The following is a 17,646-nucleotide window of genomic DNA, read 5'->3' on the forward strand; positions in this document are numbered from 1 at the left end:
TGCACTATCACCGCCGCATGGCCACGCCTTCCCTGCGTCAACTCGACATTTTTGCGCAGATGATGGCGGCGGGCAGCATGTCGCGCTGCGCCCGCGATCTGGGCGTCCCGGTCGAAGACATCGCGCGCGCAATCGCCTCTCTGGAAATGCGTCTTGGCTACCGCCTGTTCGAAGGTCCGCCTGATCATCAACGGCTGACCGCCGCCGGGCGCAAGACCGCCGAGGCGATGACCCTGTTGTCGCAGGATCAGTCCGACAACTGGGCGCCGGATGAAACGCCCCCTCCTTCCCCTTCGTCGGTCGTGGCTGAAGCGGCGCCTGCGGAGCCTTCCCCCGCACCAGCGCGGCAGTCGATCACCCTTGCCGCTCCCGCGCCTGTTTTCGGTCATTTTCAGGAAGCGCTCGCCGCGTTTGAGGCCGCGAATGAGGATATCGCGATCACGCTCGACCTCTCCATCCACCTCGCCGATGAGGCGCGTGCGGCACTGGAGCAGGGCCGCATCGATATCGCCTATTTCTACGCATTGGGGGAACAGCCGGGCTTCGCCTCCCGCTATGGCTGGTCGGAACAGATCAACCTTTACGCCGGGGCGGATCATCCGCTCGCCCGGCGCGACATCGTCACGACCGACGATCTCCGGATCAGTCCCACGCTCGCCATGGAGCCGAATAATGGCCTGCGTCGCATCATCGATGAAGCGCTCGACCGAGAAGGCATCAGCATGGGCGCGCCGGTGCTCGAAACCGACAATATGTTCGATATCATGACCATATTGCGCGAAGGCGCGGGCTGCTTCGCCGCCTTCGGCCCCCTCGCACGTGACCTCGGCCGCATGACCGGCATCCGCCGCCTCCCCCTCGAACGCCCCCTCCCTTCCATCGAGGTCCGACAAGCCCTGCGCACCCGCGCCGACGCAGACTCGCCTGTGAGTGCGCTCGCGGAATTCCTGTTCCTCTGATCTTTGTTTCCGGGTCCACGATCGATCTTGGTAGTTGGTCGCTAGGCCTGTAGTCGATCGTCGATCCCCAGCAGCCGGGTCTGGCTCCTGTCCCTGCCTCCAGTCCCATATCCCCTGATCACTGATCCCTAGAGCCCGATGATGCCACACTAATCGTCACCCCGGACTTGATCCGGGGTCCCGCTTCGTTTCTTACGCTGTCGACGCAGTGAAGCCCCGGCCGAGCCCCGGAGTGACGGAAATTCAGCCTCAATTCCGATGCTTCCGTGTAACACGATTACGCTCCAATCGCCGGTAATTGCCCGCTGATCCAGGCCACTTATCTACGATCTCGCCCGCTTGGCCGCTAACCCTTTCCCCTCCCCCGATAATCCGCCCGACCCCATTGATACGTTATAACATTTAAGATAGAGGCACCCCTCACAAACCGTTTCAATCAAGGGTTTCCTTCATGAATTCCCCCCTGCCGCTCCTCCGCGCCAGCTGCGCCCTCACCGCAATCTGCCTCGCCTCCCCCACCCTCGCCCAATCGCCATCAATCCAGCCCGGCACCTATCATGATGATCAGCCCAACATCGTCGTCACCGCCATCATCCCCCGCCGCCAGGGTGACATATTGTCCGGCACCTCGGTCCTGTCCGGCGCCGAGCTGACACGTGACCTGCGGACCACCATCGGAGAAACCCTCGCCCATCAGCCCGGCGTCTCCGCCACCTCGTTCGGCCCCAACGCCTCTCGCCCGATCCTGCGCGGCCTTCAGGGCGAACGGGTACGCATCCTCACCGATGGCGTCGGCAGTTTCGACGTATCGAACACCTCGGTCGATCACGCCGTCGCGATCAATCCCCTGACCGCCGACCGCATCGAAGTGCTGCGCGGCCCGGCTGCCCTTCTGTACGGCTCCTCGGCGATCGGCGGCGTCGTCAATGTGATCGACAGCCGCATCCCCCGACGCGTCCCCGACGAGCCGATCCACATCGACGGCATCGCCAATTACGGCAGCGCCGCCAACGAACGCAGCGGCTCCGCCGAAATCGAGGCCCCGCTGACCGACAAGATCGTCGTCCACTTCGACGGCAGCTATTCGAAGAGCGATGATCTCGACACCGGCAATTACATCCTCACGCCCGCCCTGCGCGCCCAAGCCGCCGCGAGCGGAGACCCCGCCATCACGCCCCTAGCCGATCTGAGGGGCAAACTGCCCAACAGCGCCGCGCGCACCTGGGAAGTGGCTGGCGGCGCGGCGCTGGTGACCGATGGCGGCAACCTCGGCTTCTCGATCGCCCACACGGACAATCTCTACGGCGTCCCCGTCCGTTATTCGGTCGAACCGGGGTCGGAGGGCGAACAGGTCCACCTACACATGAAGCAGGACCGCGCGGACATGCGCGCCGAGTTGCCGGTCAATGGCGGCATCCTGGATTCCATCCGCCTCCGCGCAGGCTTTGCCGATTACCAGCATCAGGAGATCGAACCGTCCGGGGACGTCGGCACCACATTCTATAATCAGTCGATCGAATCGCGGCTGGAACTGGTACAGGCCAAGCGCGGCGGATGGGATGGCGCCGTCGGCGCCCAATTCTTCGCCCGCAATTTCCATGTCGAGGGTGAAGAGAAGTTCCTGCCCCGCAACCGGACGGAGCAACTCGGCTTCTTCACGCTTCAATCCTTCGACCTGGGCAGCAGCCGGATCGAACTGGGCGGCCGCTATGAACATAATAAGGTAGGGGCGGACGCGGACGCGACCTTGTTCAATCCCGCCTATCAGCGCAGCTTCGACGCGTTTTCCGGGTCGATCGGCGCCAGCCAGGAAATACGTCCCGGCTGGCGCGTCGGCCTGAACCTCGCCCGCACCGAACGCGCACCCTCGGCCGAAGAACTGTTCGCGCGCGGCAATCACGCCGGGACGCAAGCATTCGAGCTTGGCAATCCAAACTTCGACCTGGAAAAAAGCTGGGGCGTTGAAGCCACGCTGCGCGGTGAAGGCCCCGACTACACCATGTCCCTGTCGGCCTATCACAACTGGTTCAACGGCTACATCTATGATGCGCTGGTCGATGACAGCGCCTGCATGGCGGTGAATGGCGAAAAGCCGCTGGATTTCCCCTGCTTCCAATATAATCAGGCGGACGCGCGCTATCTCGGCTTTGAAGCAGAGGCATCGGTCAAGCTGGGGGAAGTCGGCGGATACAAGGTCAATCTGGATGGCCTTGCCGACTATGTCCGCGCAACCATCACCGGCTCAGGCCCTGCGCCACGCATCCCGCCGCTGCGTTTGCTCGGAGGGATCGAACTTCAGGGTGAGCGCCTGAGCTTCCGTGGCGAGGTCGAACATAGTTTTGCGCAGAACAGGATCGCCTCGACCGAAACCCGCACCGACGGCTTCACGCTCGTCAACGCATCCTTGTCCTTCAAGCCGCTGAAAGGGAATGACCGGACCACCATCAGCCTGTCGGCGAACAATATATTCGATGTCGAGGCGCGGCGGCATGCCAGCTTCCTCAAGGATTATGCGCCACTGGCCGGACGGGATATCCGCCTGACGGCCCGACTATCCATCTGACCAACCTAGTTCATTGCGCAATGTGACGGTTTGGTTACAAGGCGCATATGGATAAGGGGCATTTTATGGCTAAGGTTGCGGGGGCGGGCTGGTAATGCGCCAGATCGCCGCCCTTCCCTATGCCGCCGACCCCGATGGCTCGATGCGCATCCTGCTGATCACGTCGCGCGAAACCCGCCGATGGGTCATCCCCAAGGGAAATCGCATCAAGGGGATGGCCGGCCACCGCGCCGCCGAACTCGAAGCCTATGAGGAAGCGGGCATTCATGGCATCGCCTGCCCCGCTCCTTTGGGCCGCTACCGCTATGACAAGCGCCGCCGCAAGGGCGACACGCGCGAAGCCACGGTTGAAGTTTTCCCCCTTGCAGTGACCGGCCAGTTGTCGCAATGGCCCGAACAGGGGCAGAGGGAACTGCGCTGGTTTCCGGTCGCAGAGGCCGCGAAAGCAGTCGAGGAACCCGATCTTCAAACGATCATCGCGGCCTTTCGCGAACCGCCGCGCGATCCGGGCTGGTTCATCCGAATGCTGCTGCGGGTCAAGGAATGGCAAAGCGAAAGGACTGGAATGCTGCGGTGGTTTCACGCGCTGATGCCCAAACAGGGGCGCTTCTTCGAACAGTTTGAGGATCATGCGGTGACGCTCGTCGCCGGGGCAGATGCGCTCGCCAAACTGCTGAAGGGCGGCCCGGACATGGACGCGCATATCGAAGAGATTTCCGCGCGTGAGCATGAAGCCGACGACATCATCCGCGAAGTGCTGCAGGACGTCCGCCGCATTTTCGTGACGCCCTTCGACCGTAGCGCCATCACCGGCCTCATCGGCGTGATGGACGACGCGATCGACCAGATGAACCAGACCGCCAAGGCGATCGCCCTGTTCGAGGTCAAGGAATTCGCGCCTCAGATGCAGGATATGAGCGCCCTTATCGTGGAGTGCGCCCGCATCACGGCCGAAGCGATGCCCCTGCTGCGTTCGCTAAACCTCAATTCGGTGCGGCTGCATGAGCTGACCGAGCGGCTGGTGAAGCTGGAGGGGCATGCCGACATATTGCATGAGGCGGGCCTTAAAGCGCTGTATAATCAGGCCCGGCAAGGCAACCCCATGGACTTCGTCGTGGGGAACGAAATCTACGCCCATCTGGAGAAGGTGACGGACCGGTTCGAGGACGTCGCCAACGAAATCTCCGGGCTGGTCATCGACCACGCCTGATCCTTAGCTCCATTCGAGTCTCAATCTGATGGAAGCCCATCTCGCCTTTCCGCTGCTCGTCGCGCTGGTCGGCATCGCGCTCGCCTTCGACTTCCTGAACGGCCTGCACGATGCCGCCAACTCGATCGCAACGATCGTATCGACGCGCGTGTTGAAGCCGCAATATGCGGTGGCCTGGGCGGCTTTCTTCAACTTCATCGCCTTCCTCTTCTTCGGCCTGCATGTCGCCGAAACGGTAGGCAAAGGCATTGTCGATGCCAGCATCATCGACCCGCAGGTTATCTTCGGCGCGTTGATGGGCGCCATTGCCTGGAACCTGATTACGTGGGGCCTCGGCATCCCCTCGTCCAGCAGCCATGCGCTGATCGGCGGACTGCTGGGCGCGGGCACGGCCAAGGCAGGCCTCGGCGCTGTCGTATGGAGCGGCGTATTCAAGACCAGCGCCGCCATCGTCATGTCCCCTGCGATCGGCCTCATCCTGGCGCTACTGCTCGTCCTGATCATCAGCTGGATATTCCGTCGCTTCACGCCCCAGGGCGCGGATCGCGTGTTCCGCAAGCTTCAGCTCGTATCTGCGTCCCTCTACTCGCTTGGCCATGGCGGCAATGATGCGCAGAAGACGATGGGGATCATCGCGGTTCTGCTCTATTCGCAGGGCATGTTGACGGGCGGCTTCCACGTTCCTTTCTGGGTGGTCATTTCCTGTCAGGCGGCGATGGGCCTCGGCACACTGCTCGGCGGATGGAAGATCGTCCACACGATGGGGTCGAAGATTACGCGGCTTACTCCGGCTCAAGGCTTCTGCGCCGAAACCGGCGGAGCAATGACGCTATTCCTGGCGACGCATCTGGGCGTGCCGGTTTCCACCACGCACACCATCACCGGGGCGATCGTCGGCGTCGGCGCATCCCGCCGCTTGTCGGCCGTCCGGTGGAACGTCGCCTCCAGCATCGTGATCGCCTGGGTGGTGACGCTGCCCGCCGCCGCCCTGATCGGCGCAGGCTTCTATGGCCTGACACGACTGTTCTGAACCGCCGCAGCGATCGGATCACGATCATTATTGGGACAATCCGCCCTTCACAAAGGGTCGCACCGTCTCTATATGGCGTTTTGAAAATCCGGTTCCTGCAAGCCTTCCAGCAAGCATGAACCGTCCCCTGGATCGCCCGGGGACCGGTTTCGAATAGCGCGCGAAACCGGCGGGATTGGGCGACATTTGGTGGGTCACAAGGTGCTGACAGTGCGGATCGGACAGTCCCGGCCCGCACTTTTTTGCGTGGCGGCAGAAGGGCGAATCAGCCCTTTCACCCGTCTCGTCAGGCTGAATTTCGCTGCGATGCGAAAAAATGCGACGAATTACAGGCAGGAAACGCAATGGCGACCAAAGCTCTCCCCACGATCAGCAATACCGGCGCGAAGAAGCGCATCAGAAAGGTATTCGGCGACATCCACGAAGTGGTGCAGATGCCGAACCTGATCGAAGTCCAGCGGGAGAGCTATGAGCAGTTCCTGCGGTCGGACCCGTCGATCGGCTATGTGTCGGGCCTCGAAAAGACCCTGCGCTCGGTATTCCCGATCCGCGATTTCGCCGGCACCGCCGAAATGGACTTCGTCCATTACGAGCTGGAAGAGCCCAAATACGACGTCGAGGAATGCCGTCAGCGCGGCATCACCTACGCGGCGCCGATGCGCGTCACGCTGCGCCTGATCGTGTTCGAGGTCGACCAGGACACCGAAACCCGCTCCGTGCTCGATATCAAGGAGCAGGACGTCTACATGGGCGACATGCCGCTCATGACGGGCAACGGCACCTTCATCGTCAACGGCACCGAGCGCGTTATCGTGTCGCAGATGCACCGTTCGCCGGGCGTTCTGTTCGACCATGACCGTGGCAAGACCCACTCGTCGGGCAAATATCTCTTCGCCGCGCGCGTCATTCCCTATCGTGGTTCGTGGCTCGACTTCGAATTCGACGCCAAGGACATCGTCAACGTCCGCATCGACCGCAAGCGCAAGCTGCCGGTTACCGCGCTGCTCTATGCGCTCGGCCTGACCGCCGAAGACATGCTCGGCTTCTTCTACAACAAGGTCGTGTTCGTCCGTGGCGAAGGCGGCTGGCAGATCCCCTATCTCGCCGAAGCATGGCGTGGCCAGAAGCCCGCTTTCGACATCGTCGATGCCAAGTCGGGCGAAGTCGTGTTCGCCGCTGGCCACAAGATCAGCCCTCGCGCCGCGAACAAGGCCGAGAAAGACGGTCTTGAGACGCTTCTGATCCCGACCGAGGAAGTCTATGGCCGCTACAGCGCCTACGACCTCATCAACGAGAAGACCGGCGAAATCTACATCGAGGCCGGTGACGAAGTCAGCCCTGAAAACCTCGAAAAGCTGGACAAGGCGGGCATCGACCGTCTCGAACTGCTCGACATCGATCATGTCACCACCGGCCCCTGGATTCGCAACACGCTGAAGGCTGACAAGGCCGAAGAGCGCGACCAGGCCCTGTCCGACATCTATCGCGTCATGCGCCCTGGCGAACCGCCGACGAAGGAAACCGCTGAATCCCTGTTCGCCGGTCTCTTCTTCGACCCCGAGCGCTATGACCTCTCGGCCGTCGGCCGCGTGAAGCTAAACATGCGTCTCGACCTCGATGCCGAAGACACGGTCACCACCCTGCGCGTCGAGGACATCCTCGCCGTGGTCAAGGAACTAGTGAACCTGAAGGACGGCAAGGGCGAGATCGACGACATCGACAATCTCGGCAACCGCCGCGTCCGTTCGGTGGGCGAGCTGCTGGAAAACCAGTATCGCGTCGGCCTGCTGCGCATGGAGCGTGCCGTCAAGGAGCGCATGTCGTCGGTCGACGTGTCGACGGTCATGCCCAATGACCTCATCAACGCAAAGCCCGCCGTGGCCGCCGTGCGTGAATTCTTCGGCTCCTCGCAGCTGTCGCAGTTCATGGACCAGACCAACCCGCTGTCGGAAGTCACCCACAAGCGCCGCGTGTCGGCGCTTGGGCCGGGCGGTCTGACCCGCGAGCGCGCAGGCTTTGAAGTCCGCGACGTTCACCCAACCCATTATGGCCGTATCTGCCCGATCGAAACGCCGGAAGGCCCGAACATCGGTCTGATCAACTCGCTCGCCACGTTTAGCCGCGTGAACAAATATGGCTTCATTGAGACGCCGTATCGCAAGGTGATCGACACCAAGGTGACCAATGAGGTCGTCTATCTGTCGGCGATGGAAGAAGCCAAGCACACGATCGCGCAGGCGAACGCTGAGCTGAACGCCGACGGCACGCTGGCCGAAGACTTGATCTCGGCGCGTGAAGCGGGCGAATTCCTGATGGCGCCCAAGGACCACATCACCCTGATGGACGTCAGCCCCAAGCAGCTGGTGTCGGTCGCGGCCTCGCTCATTCCGTTCCTGGAAAACGATGACGCCAACCGCGCGCTCATGGGATCGAACATGCAGCGTCAGGCCGTGCCGCTCGTCAACGCCGAGGCGCCGTTCGTCGGCACCGGCATGGAAGGCACGGTTGCGCGCGATTCCGGCGCGGCCATCGCCGCCAAGCGTCCGGGCATCGTCGATCAGGTCGACGCGACCCGTATCGTCATCCGTGCGACAGGCGATATCGAGCCGGGTCAGTCGGGCGTCGACATCTACACGCTCCAGAAGTTCCAGCGTTCGAACCAGGACACCTGCATCAACCAGCGTCCGCTGGTGAAGGTGGGCGACCTGATCGAAGGCGGCGACGTGATCGCCGACGGCCCGTCGACCGAGTTCGGCGAGCTGGCGCTGGGCCGCAACACGCTCGTCGCGTTCATGCCCTGGAACGGCTACAACTACGAAGACTCCATCCTGATCTCCGAACGGATCGTGAAGGATGACGTCTTCACCTCGATTCATATCGAGGAGTTCGAGGTCATGGCCCGCGACACTAAGCTGGGGCCGGAAGACATCACCCGCGACATCCCGAACGTCGGCGAGGAAGCGCTGCGCAACCTCGACGAAGCGGGCATCGTGTACATCGGCGCCGAAGTGGAGCCGGGCGATATCCTGGTCGGCAAGATCACCCCCAAGGGTGAATCGCCGATGACCCCGGAAGAAAAGCTGCTCCGCGCGATCTTCGGTGAAAAGGCGAGCGACGTGCGCGACACCTCGCTGCGTCTGCCGCCGGGCGTTGCCGGTACGGTCGTGGAAGTCCGTGTCTTCAACCGTCATGGCATCGACAAGGACGAGCGCGCCATGGCGATCGAGCGGGAGGAAATCGACCGTCTCGCCAAGGACCGCGAAGACGAACGCGCCATCCTCAACCGCGCGACCTTCAACCGCCTCCAGGAAATGCTGCTCGGCCAGACATCGGCCGCTGCTCCGAAGGGCATCAAGAAGGGCGTCGAGATCGACGAGGCCCTGCTGGCCGAAGTCGAGCGTCATGAATGGTGGAAGTTCGCCGTCGCGGACGACACCCGTCAGGCTGGCATCGAAGCCGTCAAGGCGCAGTATGACGAAGCGGTGAAGCTGATCGTCGAGAAGTTCGAGGATCGCGTTGACAAGCTGCAACGCGGCGACGAGCTGCCCCCGGGCGTGCTGAAGATGGTCAAGGTCTTCGTCGCGGTGAAGCGCAAGCTGCAGCCGGGCGACAAGATGGCCGGCCGTCACGGTAACAAGGGTGTCATCTCGCGCATCCTGCCGATCGAGGACATGCCGTTCCTTGAGGACGGCACCCATGTCGACATCGTGCTGAACCCGCTGGGCGTGCCATCGCGTATGAACGTCGGGCAGATCTTCGAAACGCATCTGGGCTGGGCTGCCCGTGGCCTCGGCCAGCAGCTCAAGCATGCGCTGGAAGACTGGCGTGAGGCCAATCCGAACCCGCAGCCGGGCACAATGCCCGACGCGGTCAAGGAACGGCTGCTTGCATCCTACGGCCCGCAATATGCCGATCAGATCGAAGGCCGCACGGCGGAGCAGATCATCGATCTAGCCGAGCATCTGCAGCGCGGCATTCCGATGGCAACCCCGGTGTTCGACGGCGCCCGTGAAGCCGACGTGTCGGCGATGCTGGAGCTGGCGGGGCTGCACACCTCGGGGCAGTCGGACCTGTTCGACGGCCGCACGGGTGACCGCTTCGACCGTAAGGTGACTGTCGGCATCATCTACATGCTGAAGCTGCACCACTTGGTCGATGACAAGATCCACGCCCGTTCCATCGGCCCCTACAGCCTCGTTACCCAGCAGCCGCTGGGCGGTAAGGCGCAGTTCGGTGGTCAGCGCTTCGGTGAAATGGAGGTGTGGGCGCTCCAAGCCTATGGCGCCGCCTACACCTTGCAGGAAATGCTGACGGTGAAGTCGGACGACGTGGTCGGCCGTACCAAGGTCTACGAAGCAATCGTCAAGGGCGACGATACGTTCGAGGCTGGTATCCCCGAAAGCTTCAACGTGCTGGTCAAGGAAATGCGCTCGCTGGGCCTCAACGTCGAACTCGCCGCGATGGATGAGGTCGAGGACGACGACGGCTTCGCGCAGGCAGCGGAATAAAGGGTTTGCGGGGCGCGGCCTGACGGCAGCGCCCTCCCCTTCGCTCCAAAGATTTGCCCTCATGAGGGAATGAAAAAGATGAACGAACTGACCAATTTCGCCAACCCGGTCCAGAAGGCCGAAACCTTCGACCAGATCCAGATCGGCCTCGCCTCGCCTGAGCGTATCCGGTCGTGGTCCTTCGGCGAGATCAAGAAGCCGGAAACCATCAACTATCGCACGTTCAAGCCCGAGCGTGATGGCCTGTTCTGCGCCCGCATCTTCGGTCCGATCAAGGATTACGAATGCCTGTGCGGCAAGTATAAGCGCATGAAGTATAAGGGCATCGTCTGCGAAAAGTGCGGTGTCGAAGTCACGGTATCGAAGGTCCGCCGCGAGCGCATGGGCCATATCGAACTGGCCGCGCCGGTCGCGCACATCTGGTTCCTGAAGTCGCTGCCTTCGCGCATCGGCCTGCTGCTCGACATGCAGCTCAAGCAGCTTGAGCGCGTCCTTTACTTCGAATCCTACATCGTCACCGAGCCGGGCCTGACCCCGCTTGAGAAGTTCCAGCTTCTGAACGAAGACGAACTGCTCGACGCCCAGGACGAATATGGCGAGGACGCCTTCTCCGCCGGGATCGGCGCGGAAGCGGTCAAGCAGATGCTGATGGACCTCGACCTTGAGGGCGAGAAGCAGGCCCTGCTGGACGAGCTGGCCGTCACCAAGTCGGAACTGAAGCCCAAGAAGATCATCAAGCGTCTGAAGGTCGTCGAGAGCTTCCTGGAATCGGGCAACCGTCCGGAATGGATGATCCTGGACGTCGTCCCGGTCATTCCGCCAGAACTGCGCCCGCTGGTGCCGCTGGACGGCGGCCGCTTCGCGACTTCGGACTTGAACGACCTCTATCGTCGCGTCATCAACCGTAACAACCGCCTGAAGCGGCTCATGGAACTGCGCGCGCCGGACATCATCGTCCGCAACGAAAAGCGCATGTTGCAGGAAGCCGTCGACGCCCTGTTCGACAATGGCCGCCGTGGCCGCGTCATCACCGGCGCGAACAAGCGTCCGCTCAAGTCGCTGTCCGACATGCTCAAGGGCAAGCAGGGCCGCTTCCGTCAGAACCTGCTCGGCAAGCGCGTCGACTATTCGGGCCGTTCGGTCATCGTGACCGGCCCGGAACTCAAGCTGCATCAGTGCGGCCTGCCCAAGAAGATGGCGCTCGAACTGTTCAAGCCCTTCATCTACGCCCGCCTCGACGCCAAGGGTCTGTCCATGACCCTGAAGCAGGCGAAGAAGTGGGTCGAGAAGGAGCGCAAGGAAGTCTGGGACATCCTGGACGAAGTGATCCGCGAGCATCCGGTGATGCTGAACCGCGCGCCGACCCTCCACCGTCTCGGCATTCAGGCGTTCGAACCCGTGCTGATCGAAGGCAAGGCGATCCAGTTGCACCCGCTCGTCTGCTCGGCCTTCAACGCCGACTTCGACGGTGACCAGATGGCCGTCCACGTGCCGCTGAGCCTTGAGGCCCAGCTGGAAGCCCGCGTGCTGATGATGTCGACCAACAACATCCTCTCGCCCGCGAACGGCAAGCCGATCATCGTTCCGTCGCAGGACATGGTGCTGGGCATCTATTACCTGTCCATGGAACGCGAAGGCGAGCCGGGCGAAGGCATGCTGCTGGCCGACATGCAGGAGGTCCATCAGGCTCTCTTCGCAAAGGCCGTGACGCTGCACTCGAAGATCACCAGCCGCGTGCCGCAGACCGACGAAGCCGGCAATCAGTATATGAAGCGCTTCGAAACGACGCCGGGCCGCATGCTGCTGGGCGAATGTCTGCCCAAGTCGCACAAGGTGCCCTTCGACGTCGTCAACCGCCTTCTCACCAAGAAGGAAATCGGGGACGTCATCGATCAGGTCTATCGCCACACTGGCCAGAAGGACACGGTGCTGTTCGCCGACGCCATCATGGCGCTGGGCTTCCGCCACGCGTTCCAGGCCGGCATCTCGTTCGGCAAGGACGACATGGTGATCCCGGACTCGAAGGAAGGCACCGTTGCCGAAACCAAGGCGCTGGTGGCTGACTATGAGCAGCAATATCAGGACGGCCTGATCACGCAGCAGGAAAAGTACAACAAGGTTATCGACGCCTGGAGCCGTTGCGGCGACGTGGTAGCGAACGCCATGATGGACGAAATCCGCGCCCAGCCCAAGGACCCGCAGACCGGCCGCATGGCCCAGATCAACTCGATCTACATGATGGCGCACTCCGGTGCCCGTGGTTCGCAGGCCCAGATGAAGCAGCTGGCCGGTATGCGCGGCCTGATGGCCAAGCCTTCGGGCGAGATCATCGAAACGCCGATCATCTCGAACTTCAAGGAAGGTCTGACCGTCCTTGAATACTTCAACTCGACCCACGGCGCCCGTAAGGGTCTGGCCGACACCGCGCTCAAGACGGCGAACTCGGGTTACCTGACCCGCCGTCTGGTCGACGTGTCGCAGGATTGCACCATCGTCGAGGAAGATTGCGGCACCGAAAAGGCGCTGGAGATGAAGGCCATCGTCCAGGGCGGTTCCGTCATCGCTTCGCTCGGCGAGCGCATTCTGGGCCGCACCACGGCGCAGGACATCGTCGACAGCAAGGATGGCAGCATCGTCATTCCGATCGGCACCCTGCTCGATGAGCCCATGATCGCGCAGATCGAGGCTATCGGTACCCAGGCGGTGAAGATCCGCAGCCCGCTGATCTGCGAAAGCCGGATGGGCGTGTGCGGCAAATGCTACGGCCGTGACCTCGCCCGTGGTACGCCGGTCAATATCGGTGAAGCGGTCGGCGTCATCGCGGCGCAGTCCATCGGTGAGCCGGGTACGCAGCTTACCATGCGTACCTTCCACATCGGCGGCGCTGCGAACTTCAACGAAACGTCGAACCTGGAAGCCCTGTCGGACGGCACGATCGAGCTGCGCGACATGCCGACCATCACTGACAAGAATGGCCGTCGCCTGTCGCTCGCCCGCAATGGCGAGATCGCGATCATCGACTCCGAAGGCCGCGAACGCGAAACGCACCGCCTGCCCTACGGCGCCACCATCCTGTTCGCAGATGGCGACACCGTGAAGAAGGGTGAGCGCTTTGCCGAGTGGGATCCGTTCACCATGCCGGTGATCACGGAAAAGCCGGGCATCGTGAAATATGTCGATCTGATCGACAACAAGACGCTGACCGAGCAGACCGACGAAGCGACCGGCATCGCCCAGCGCGTGGTCATCGAACATCGCGGGTCCGCCCGTACCAAGGAAGATCTGCGTCCCCGCCTCACCCTGCTCGACGATCAGTCGGGCGAAGCTGCTCGCTACATGCTGGCGGTGGGTGCGACCCTGTCGGTCGATGACGGCGCGCAGGTGCAGGCCGGTGACGTGCTGGCGCGTGTCTCTCGCGAAGCCGCGAAGACCCGCGACATCACCGGTGGTCTGCCGCGCGTCGCCGAACTGTTCGAAGCCCGCAAGCCCAAGGACAATGCGATCATTGCCAAGGTCTCGGGCCGCGTTCAGTTCCTCAAGGATTACAAGGCGAAGCGCAAGATCGCCATCAATCCGGAGGATGGCGGCGAGCCGGTCGAATATCTGATCCCCAAGAGCAAGGTGATCGACGTTCAGGAAGGCGACTTCGTGAAGCGCGGCGATAACCTGATCGGCGGTTCGCCCGATCCGCACGACATTCTGGAAGTTCTCGGCATCGAGCCGCTGGCCGAATATCTGGTCGCGGAAATCCAGGAAGTCTATCGCTTGCAGGGCGTGAAGATCAACGACAAGCACATCGAAACGATCGTTCGTCAGATGCTGCAAAAGGTCGAGATCATCGAGTCCGGCGACACCACGCTGCTGGTCGGCGAGCAGATCGACCGCGAGGAAATGGACGAGATCAACGCCAAGCTCCAGCCGGGCTTCGCGCCTGCCGCTGGCAAGCCGGTGCTGCTCGGGATCACCAAGGCCTCGCTCCAGACGCGTTCGTTCATCTCGGCGGCCTCCTTCCAGGAAACCACCCGCGTCCTCACGGAAGCGGCGGTTCAGGGCAAGAAGGACACGCTGGTTGGTCTGAAGGAAAACGTCATCGTCGGCCGCCTCATCCCGGCGGGCACTGGCGCGGGCATGAACCGCATGCGCGTTGCCGCCTCGTCGCGTGATGCGGCGATGCGGGCCGCCCTGCGGGCATCGAGCCAAGTAGACCTGATCGCGCCCAAGACGGCTGCTGAAGAACATGCTGCCGAACTCGCACAGGGTCCGGAAGCGGCCATCGGCGACGATCCGCTCGGTGCGGTCCAGGGTGAGGATTTCACCACCCAGGATCTCGACTGAAGCTTTGAAATCATGGGAGCCGCTTCCTATCTTGGATAGCGGCTCCCAAGCCTGTCTACCCCGCAAGGGATGATGAATGAGCCCGCCGGACGAATATGCGACCGGCGGGCTTTTTCCTAACCGAAGTATGCGGCATTTTCCGGCGCAAGCCCCTTGACCAGCCGATCCAACCAGCTTATTTGCGCGCTTCCGATGCGGGCTACACCCGCCTTGGTGCCCGATCCTCTAATGGTAAGAGAGCGGACTCTGACTCCGTCAATCAAGGTTCGAATCCTTGTCGGGCATCCAAACATTCGGCAATCTAGAAAATTTAAGCCATGTATGAACTTGGCCATCGCCTTCTCTGGCCGGTCGCTGGTGCTTGGCGGAGGCATTGGGCTTGATGACTGATCGTGGCCGAAGCAAGGGGTCGAGGGGCGCCTAACGCGATCCTTCCATCTAGCGTAAAGGGTGCATCCTCAGTGGCATCACAATCAAGCGAGCAAAGCCGCTCTTCCTGCCCATGAAATATCAGAAGCTGACTTCTACGCGGACCTGAGACATTGGCGCACCAACATCCGGCCACGTCACTGGCCGGAAAACCTCCGCGTCATCTCACTGGATGGCCTGGCACTCATCGGACTCGATGATCAAGGCAATGCCTATCTGAATGGGCAACGCCTATATACAGCACGCCGCTTCGCTTGGCAGGAACGGTTGATCGCCGGATTGCTCGCGCTGTCGGCTATCGTCGGCGCTGTCGCCGCTTCCTGCTCAGCGTGGGCAGACTTACATCCGCTTTAATCGCCTGATTTGTGTGGGAGCGGCGGCGAGTATCTTGCTCCCGACCCCAATTACCGTCACGCAGCCGGGCGAAGCCCTCTCACCTCCTCGGGAGTGATGGTCTTAGCAAGATTGATCAGAGATTTGACAGCAAAAGCCTTGAGCTGCGGCATCTTGGCCTCCCACGGTTTGCCATATCCCGCCAATATCGTTGACCCTTCGATGGACGTGTTGATGAACAGGGTCACGATGTCGACTTCCTCCGTGGAAAGCGCCGGGTTGAGTTCGGCGACATAGGAAGCCATCAGATTGTGCATATACTGATTGACCATCTCGACCCGTTCCGCGACGAACTGATTGTGGTTCGCCATCGCCCACAATTCGGTAAACAGATGGGTCATCTTCTTCGTCTTCGTCTCGTCGAAGGTGCCCCCGATGACCAGCGCGAGCGCTTCTTCGGCAGGTAAGCCCTTGTTGGTGAGGCTGACTCTCGCTTCGCCCACGGTGGGGCTCAGCAGTTCGTCCAGCAGCACCTGAACCAGCATTTCCTTACGCGGGAAATGACGGCTCACATTTCCGACCTTCATCCCACATTCAGCAGCAATCCGGCGAAGGGTGAAGGCCGATGCGCCCTCATCGACGAGAACGTGCAACGCGGCCTTGAGGATTGCATCGACCGTGTCGGAACCCCGGGAATATACTCCCGGGCGAGGAGGAGCGACAAGCTTGGCCTTTTTCACCTTAAGATCAGTCATACTCCCCCGTAGCGCTGATTTGAATTGATGAAAAGTTCTGCTCGTATGTCATCTGACCATTTAGCTTACGAAAAGTCGATAGCGTTATTCACCGTTCGCAACATGGTTATCAAAGGGCTCCCCGCTCCAACTTTTCGCCGTCCTGCAACAAAGGTTGCAAGCGCGGAAGGCCCTTAAGCAACCATGATCAATAGTCACCGCAGAACGTAATGGTCCGAAGCGCGACCCTGCGATCACCGCCGCCATCAAGACGTTGACATACGACAACTTTTAGTCAAGCATTTCCGGTGATCTGCAGCGATAAGCCTGTGTAAAATCCATCTTGTTTGCAAAGGACCCTTAAAGACATGACGCTCAACCGGGTAACCGACACGGCACTCGACCCTTTGTTTCTAAATCGCTGGTCGCCACGCGCCTTTGATGGCTCCGTTATGCCCGCTGACGATCTGCGCACCATATTGGATGCCGGACGCTGGGCGCCCTCTTCCTTCAATTATCAGCCCTGGCGCTTTCTCTATGCGACGCGTGACGATGCCGCCAATTGGGGGCGCTTCCTCGATCTGCTGATTCCGTTCAACGCGATCTGGGCCAAGGAAGCCTCGGTGCTTTTGTTCATCCTGAGCGAAACGACGATGGGATCGCCGGAAAAGCCCAGCCATTCGCACAGCTTTGACGCTGGCGCCGCCTGGTCGGGCATAGCGCTGCAATCGACCCTGATTGGCTATCACGCCCATGGCATGGTCGGGATCGATATGGACAAAACCAGGGCGGAACTGGGCGTTCCGGACGGATTCCGGATAGAGGCCGCCGTAGCGATTGGCCGGATGGGCGACCCCGCGTCCCTTCCGGAAAAGCTGCAGGCGCGCGAAGAGCCCAGCAACCGCAAGCCTCTTGAAGAGATTGCCTATTCCGGCAACTTCCGCAGCTGACTTGAAACTGCGGCGCCGGTCATTGATCGACAAGCGCGTTATGAAAGTTGGGGGAGGCACCATGTACCTCCCCCTTCCACCTGATCCAGAAGCCTTCAGGCACTGGATGTCACGAGATGATCGCTCACATTTGCACGCGTGATGACCACGCGCCTCACATGAGTTGGACCACCTCGATCAAATTGCCTTCGACGTCTTTGACGAAGGCCACATGTACGCCATGTTCGGGCTCCGGATGAGCAGCCACGACCACAACACCACCTGCGGCGGCGGCACTTTCCACGAACCGGTGGATATCATCCGCGATGAACCCCAGGATAACCGACTCCGTGGCCGATTTTTCCACGTCGAGGAATTTCGTCAGCGTGAAGTTCCCCGTGCCCGGCGGATTTGACTTGAAGTACAGTTCCCGAATGGGACGCCCTGCGATCTCCGCATCGGCCTGCGCTTCCTCGACCAGGCCGCATACGGCGCCATAGAAGGCCGCAACCTTGTCAAGATCCTGCACGATCAGCTTGGTGAAGCCTAAAGGAACCACTTTATTCACATCTGACATATTCATCGCTCTTCATTTTTAAGCATATTCAACCCTTCG

Annotated in this window: 9 protein-coding genes and 1 tRNA gene; 8 read left to right on the top strand and 2 right to left on the bottom strand. The window is 61.4% G+C overall.

Going from position 1 to position 17,646, the window contains the following annotated elements:
* The first annotated feature begins 17 nt into the window (after positions 1-17).
* From ACYU81_RS04330 to ACYU81_RS04360, 7 genes are all read left to right on the top strand, one after another.
* Positions 18-959 (top strand): LysR family transcriptional regulator, encoded by a 942-nt coding sequence (locus tag ACYU81_RS04330; RefSeq protein WP_460986510.1) that lies wholly within the window; start codon positions 18-20, stop codon positions 957-959.
* A 451-nt stretch (positions 960-1,410) separates the two neighbouring features.
* Positions 1,411-3,522, top strand: coding sequence for a TonB-dependent receptor (locus ACYU81_RS04335; RefSeq protein WP_460986511.1), 2,112 nt, complete (start codon positions 1,411-1,413; stop codon positions 3,520-3,522).
* Positions 3,523-3,616: 94 nt separating this feature from the next.
* Positions 3,617-4,732 (top strand): DUF47 family protein, encoded by a 1,116-nt coding sequence (locus ACYU81_RS04340; RefSeq protein WP_460986512.1) that lies wholly within the window; start codon positions 3,617-3,619, stop codon positions 4,730-4,732.
* 28 nt (positions 4,733-4,760) lie between these two features.
* Positions 4,761-5,762 (top strand): inorganic phosphate transporter, encoded by a 1,002-nt coding sequence (locus ACYU81_RS04345; protein ID WP_449473903.1) that lies wholly within the window; start codon positions 4,761-4,763, stop codon positions 5,760-5,762.
* Positions 5,763-6,106: 344 nt separating this feature from the next.
* Positions 6,107-10,270, top strand: a complete 4,164-nt coding sequence (gene rpoB, locus ACYU81_RS04350) for a DNA-directed RNA polymerase subunit beta (protein WP_460986514.1) — start codon at positions 6,107-6,109, stop codon at positions 10,268-10,270.
* Between the two features lie 78 nt (positions 10,271-10,348).
* Complete coding sequence (gene rpoC, locus ACYU81_RS04355; RefSeq protein WP_460986515.1) at positions 10,349-14,605, top strand: DNA-directed RNA polymerase subunit beta'; 4,257 nt, start codon at positions 10,349-10,351, stop codon at positions 14,603-14,605.
* 214 nt (positions 14,606-14,819) lie between these two features.
* Positions 14,820-14,893, top strand: a tRNA-Gln gene (locus ACYU81_RS04360).
* A gap of 551 nt (positions 14,894-15,444) precedes the next feature.
* On the opposite strand, the gene ACYU81_RS04365 is transcribed toward ACYU81_RS04360, so the two are convergent.
* Complete coding sequence (locus tag ACYU81_RS04365) at positions 15,445-16,122, bottom strand: TetR/AcrR family transcriptional regulator (protein WP_449473910.1); 678 nt, start codon at positions 16,120-16,122, stop codon at positions 15,445-15,447.
* A 347-nt stretch (positions 16,123-16,469) separates the two neighbouring features.
* On the opposite strand from ACYU81_RS04365, the gene ACYU81_RS04370 reads away from it, so the two are divergent.
* The gene (locus tag ACYU81_RS04370; RefSeq protein ID WP_460986516.1) at positions 16,470-17,051 is read left to right on the top strand and encodes a nitroreductase family protein; all 582 of its coding nucleotides are present in this window, start codon (positions 16,470-16,472) and stop codon (positions 17,049-17,051) included.
* A gap of 154 nt (positions 17,052-17,205) precedes the next feature.
* Here ACYU81_RS04370 and ACYU81_RS04375 read toward each other — a convergent pair whose 3' ends face one another.
* Entirely contained in the window at positions 17,206-17,613 is a 408-nt protein-coding gene (locus ACYU81_RS04375) for a VOC family protein (RefSeq protein ID WP_460986517.1), read from the bottom strand.
* Positions 17,614-17,646: the final 33 nt, after the last annotated feature.

Source organism: Sphingobium sp. TomTYG75, from assembly GCF_054771635.1.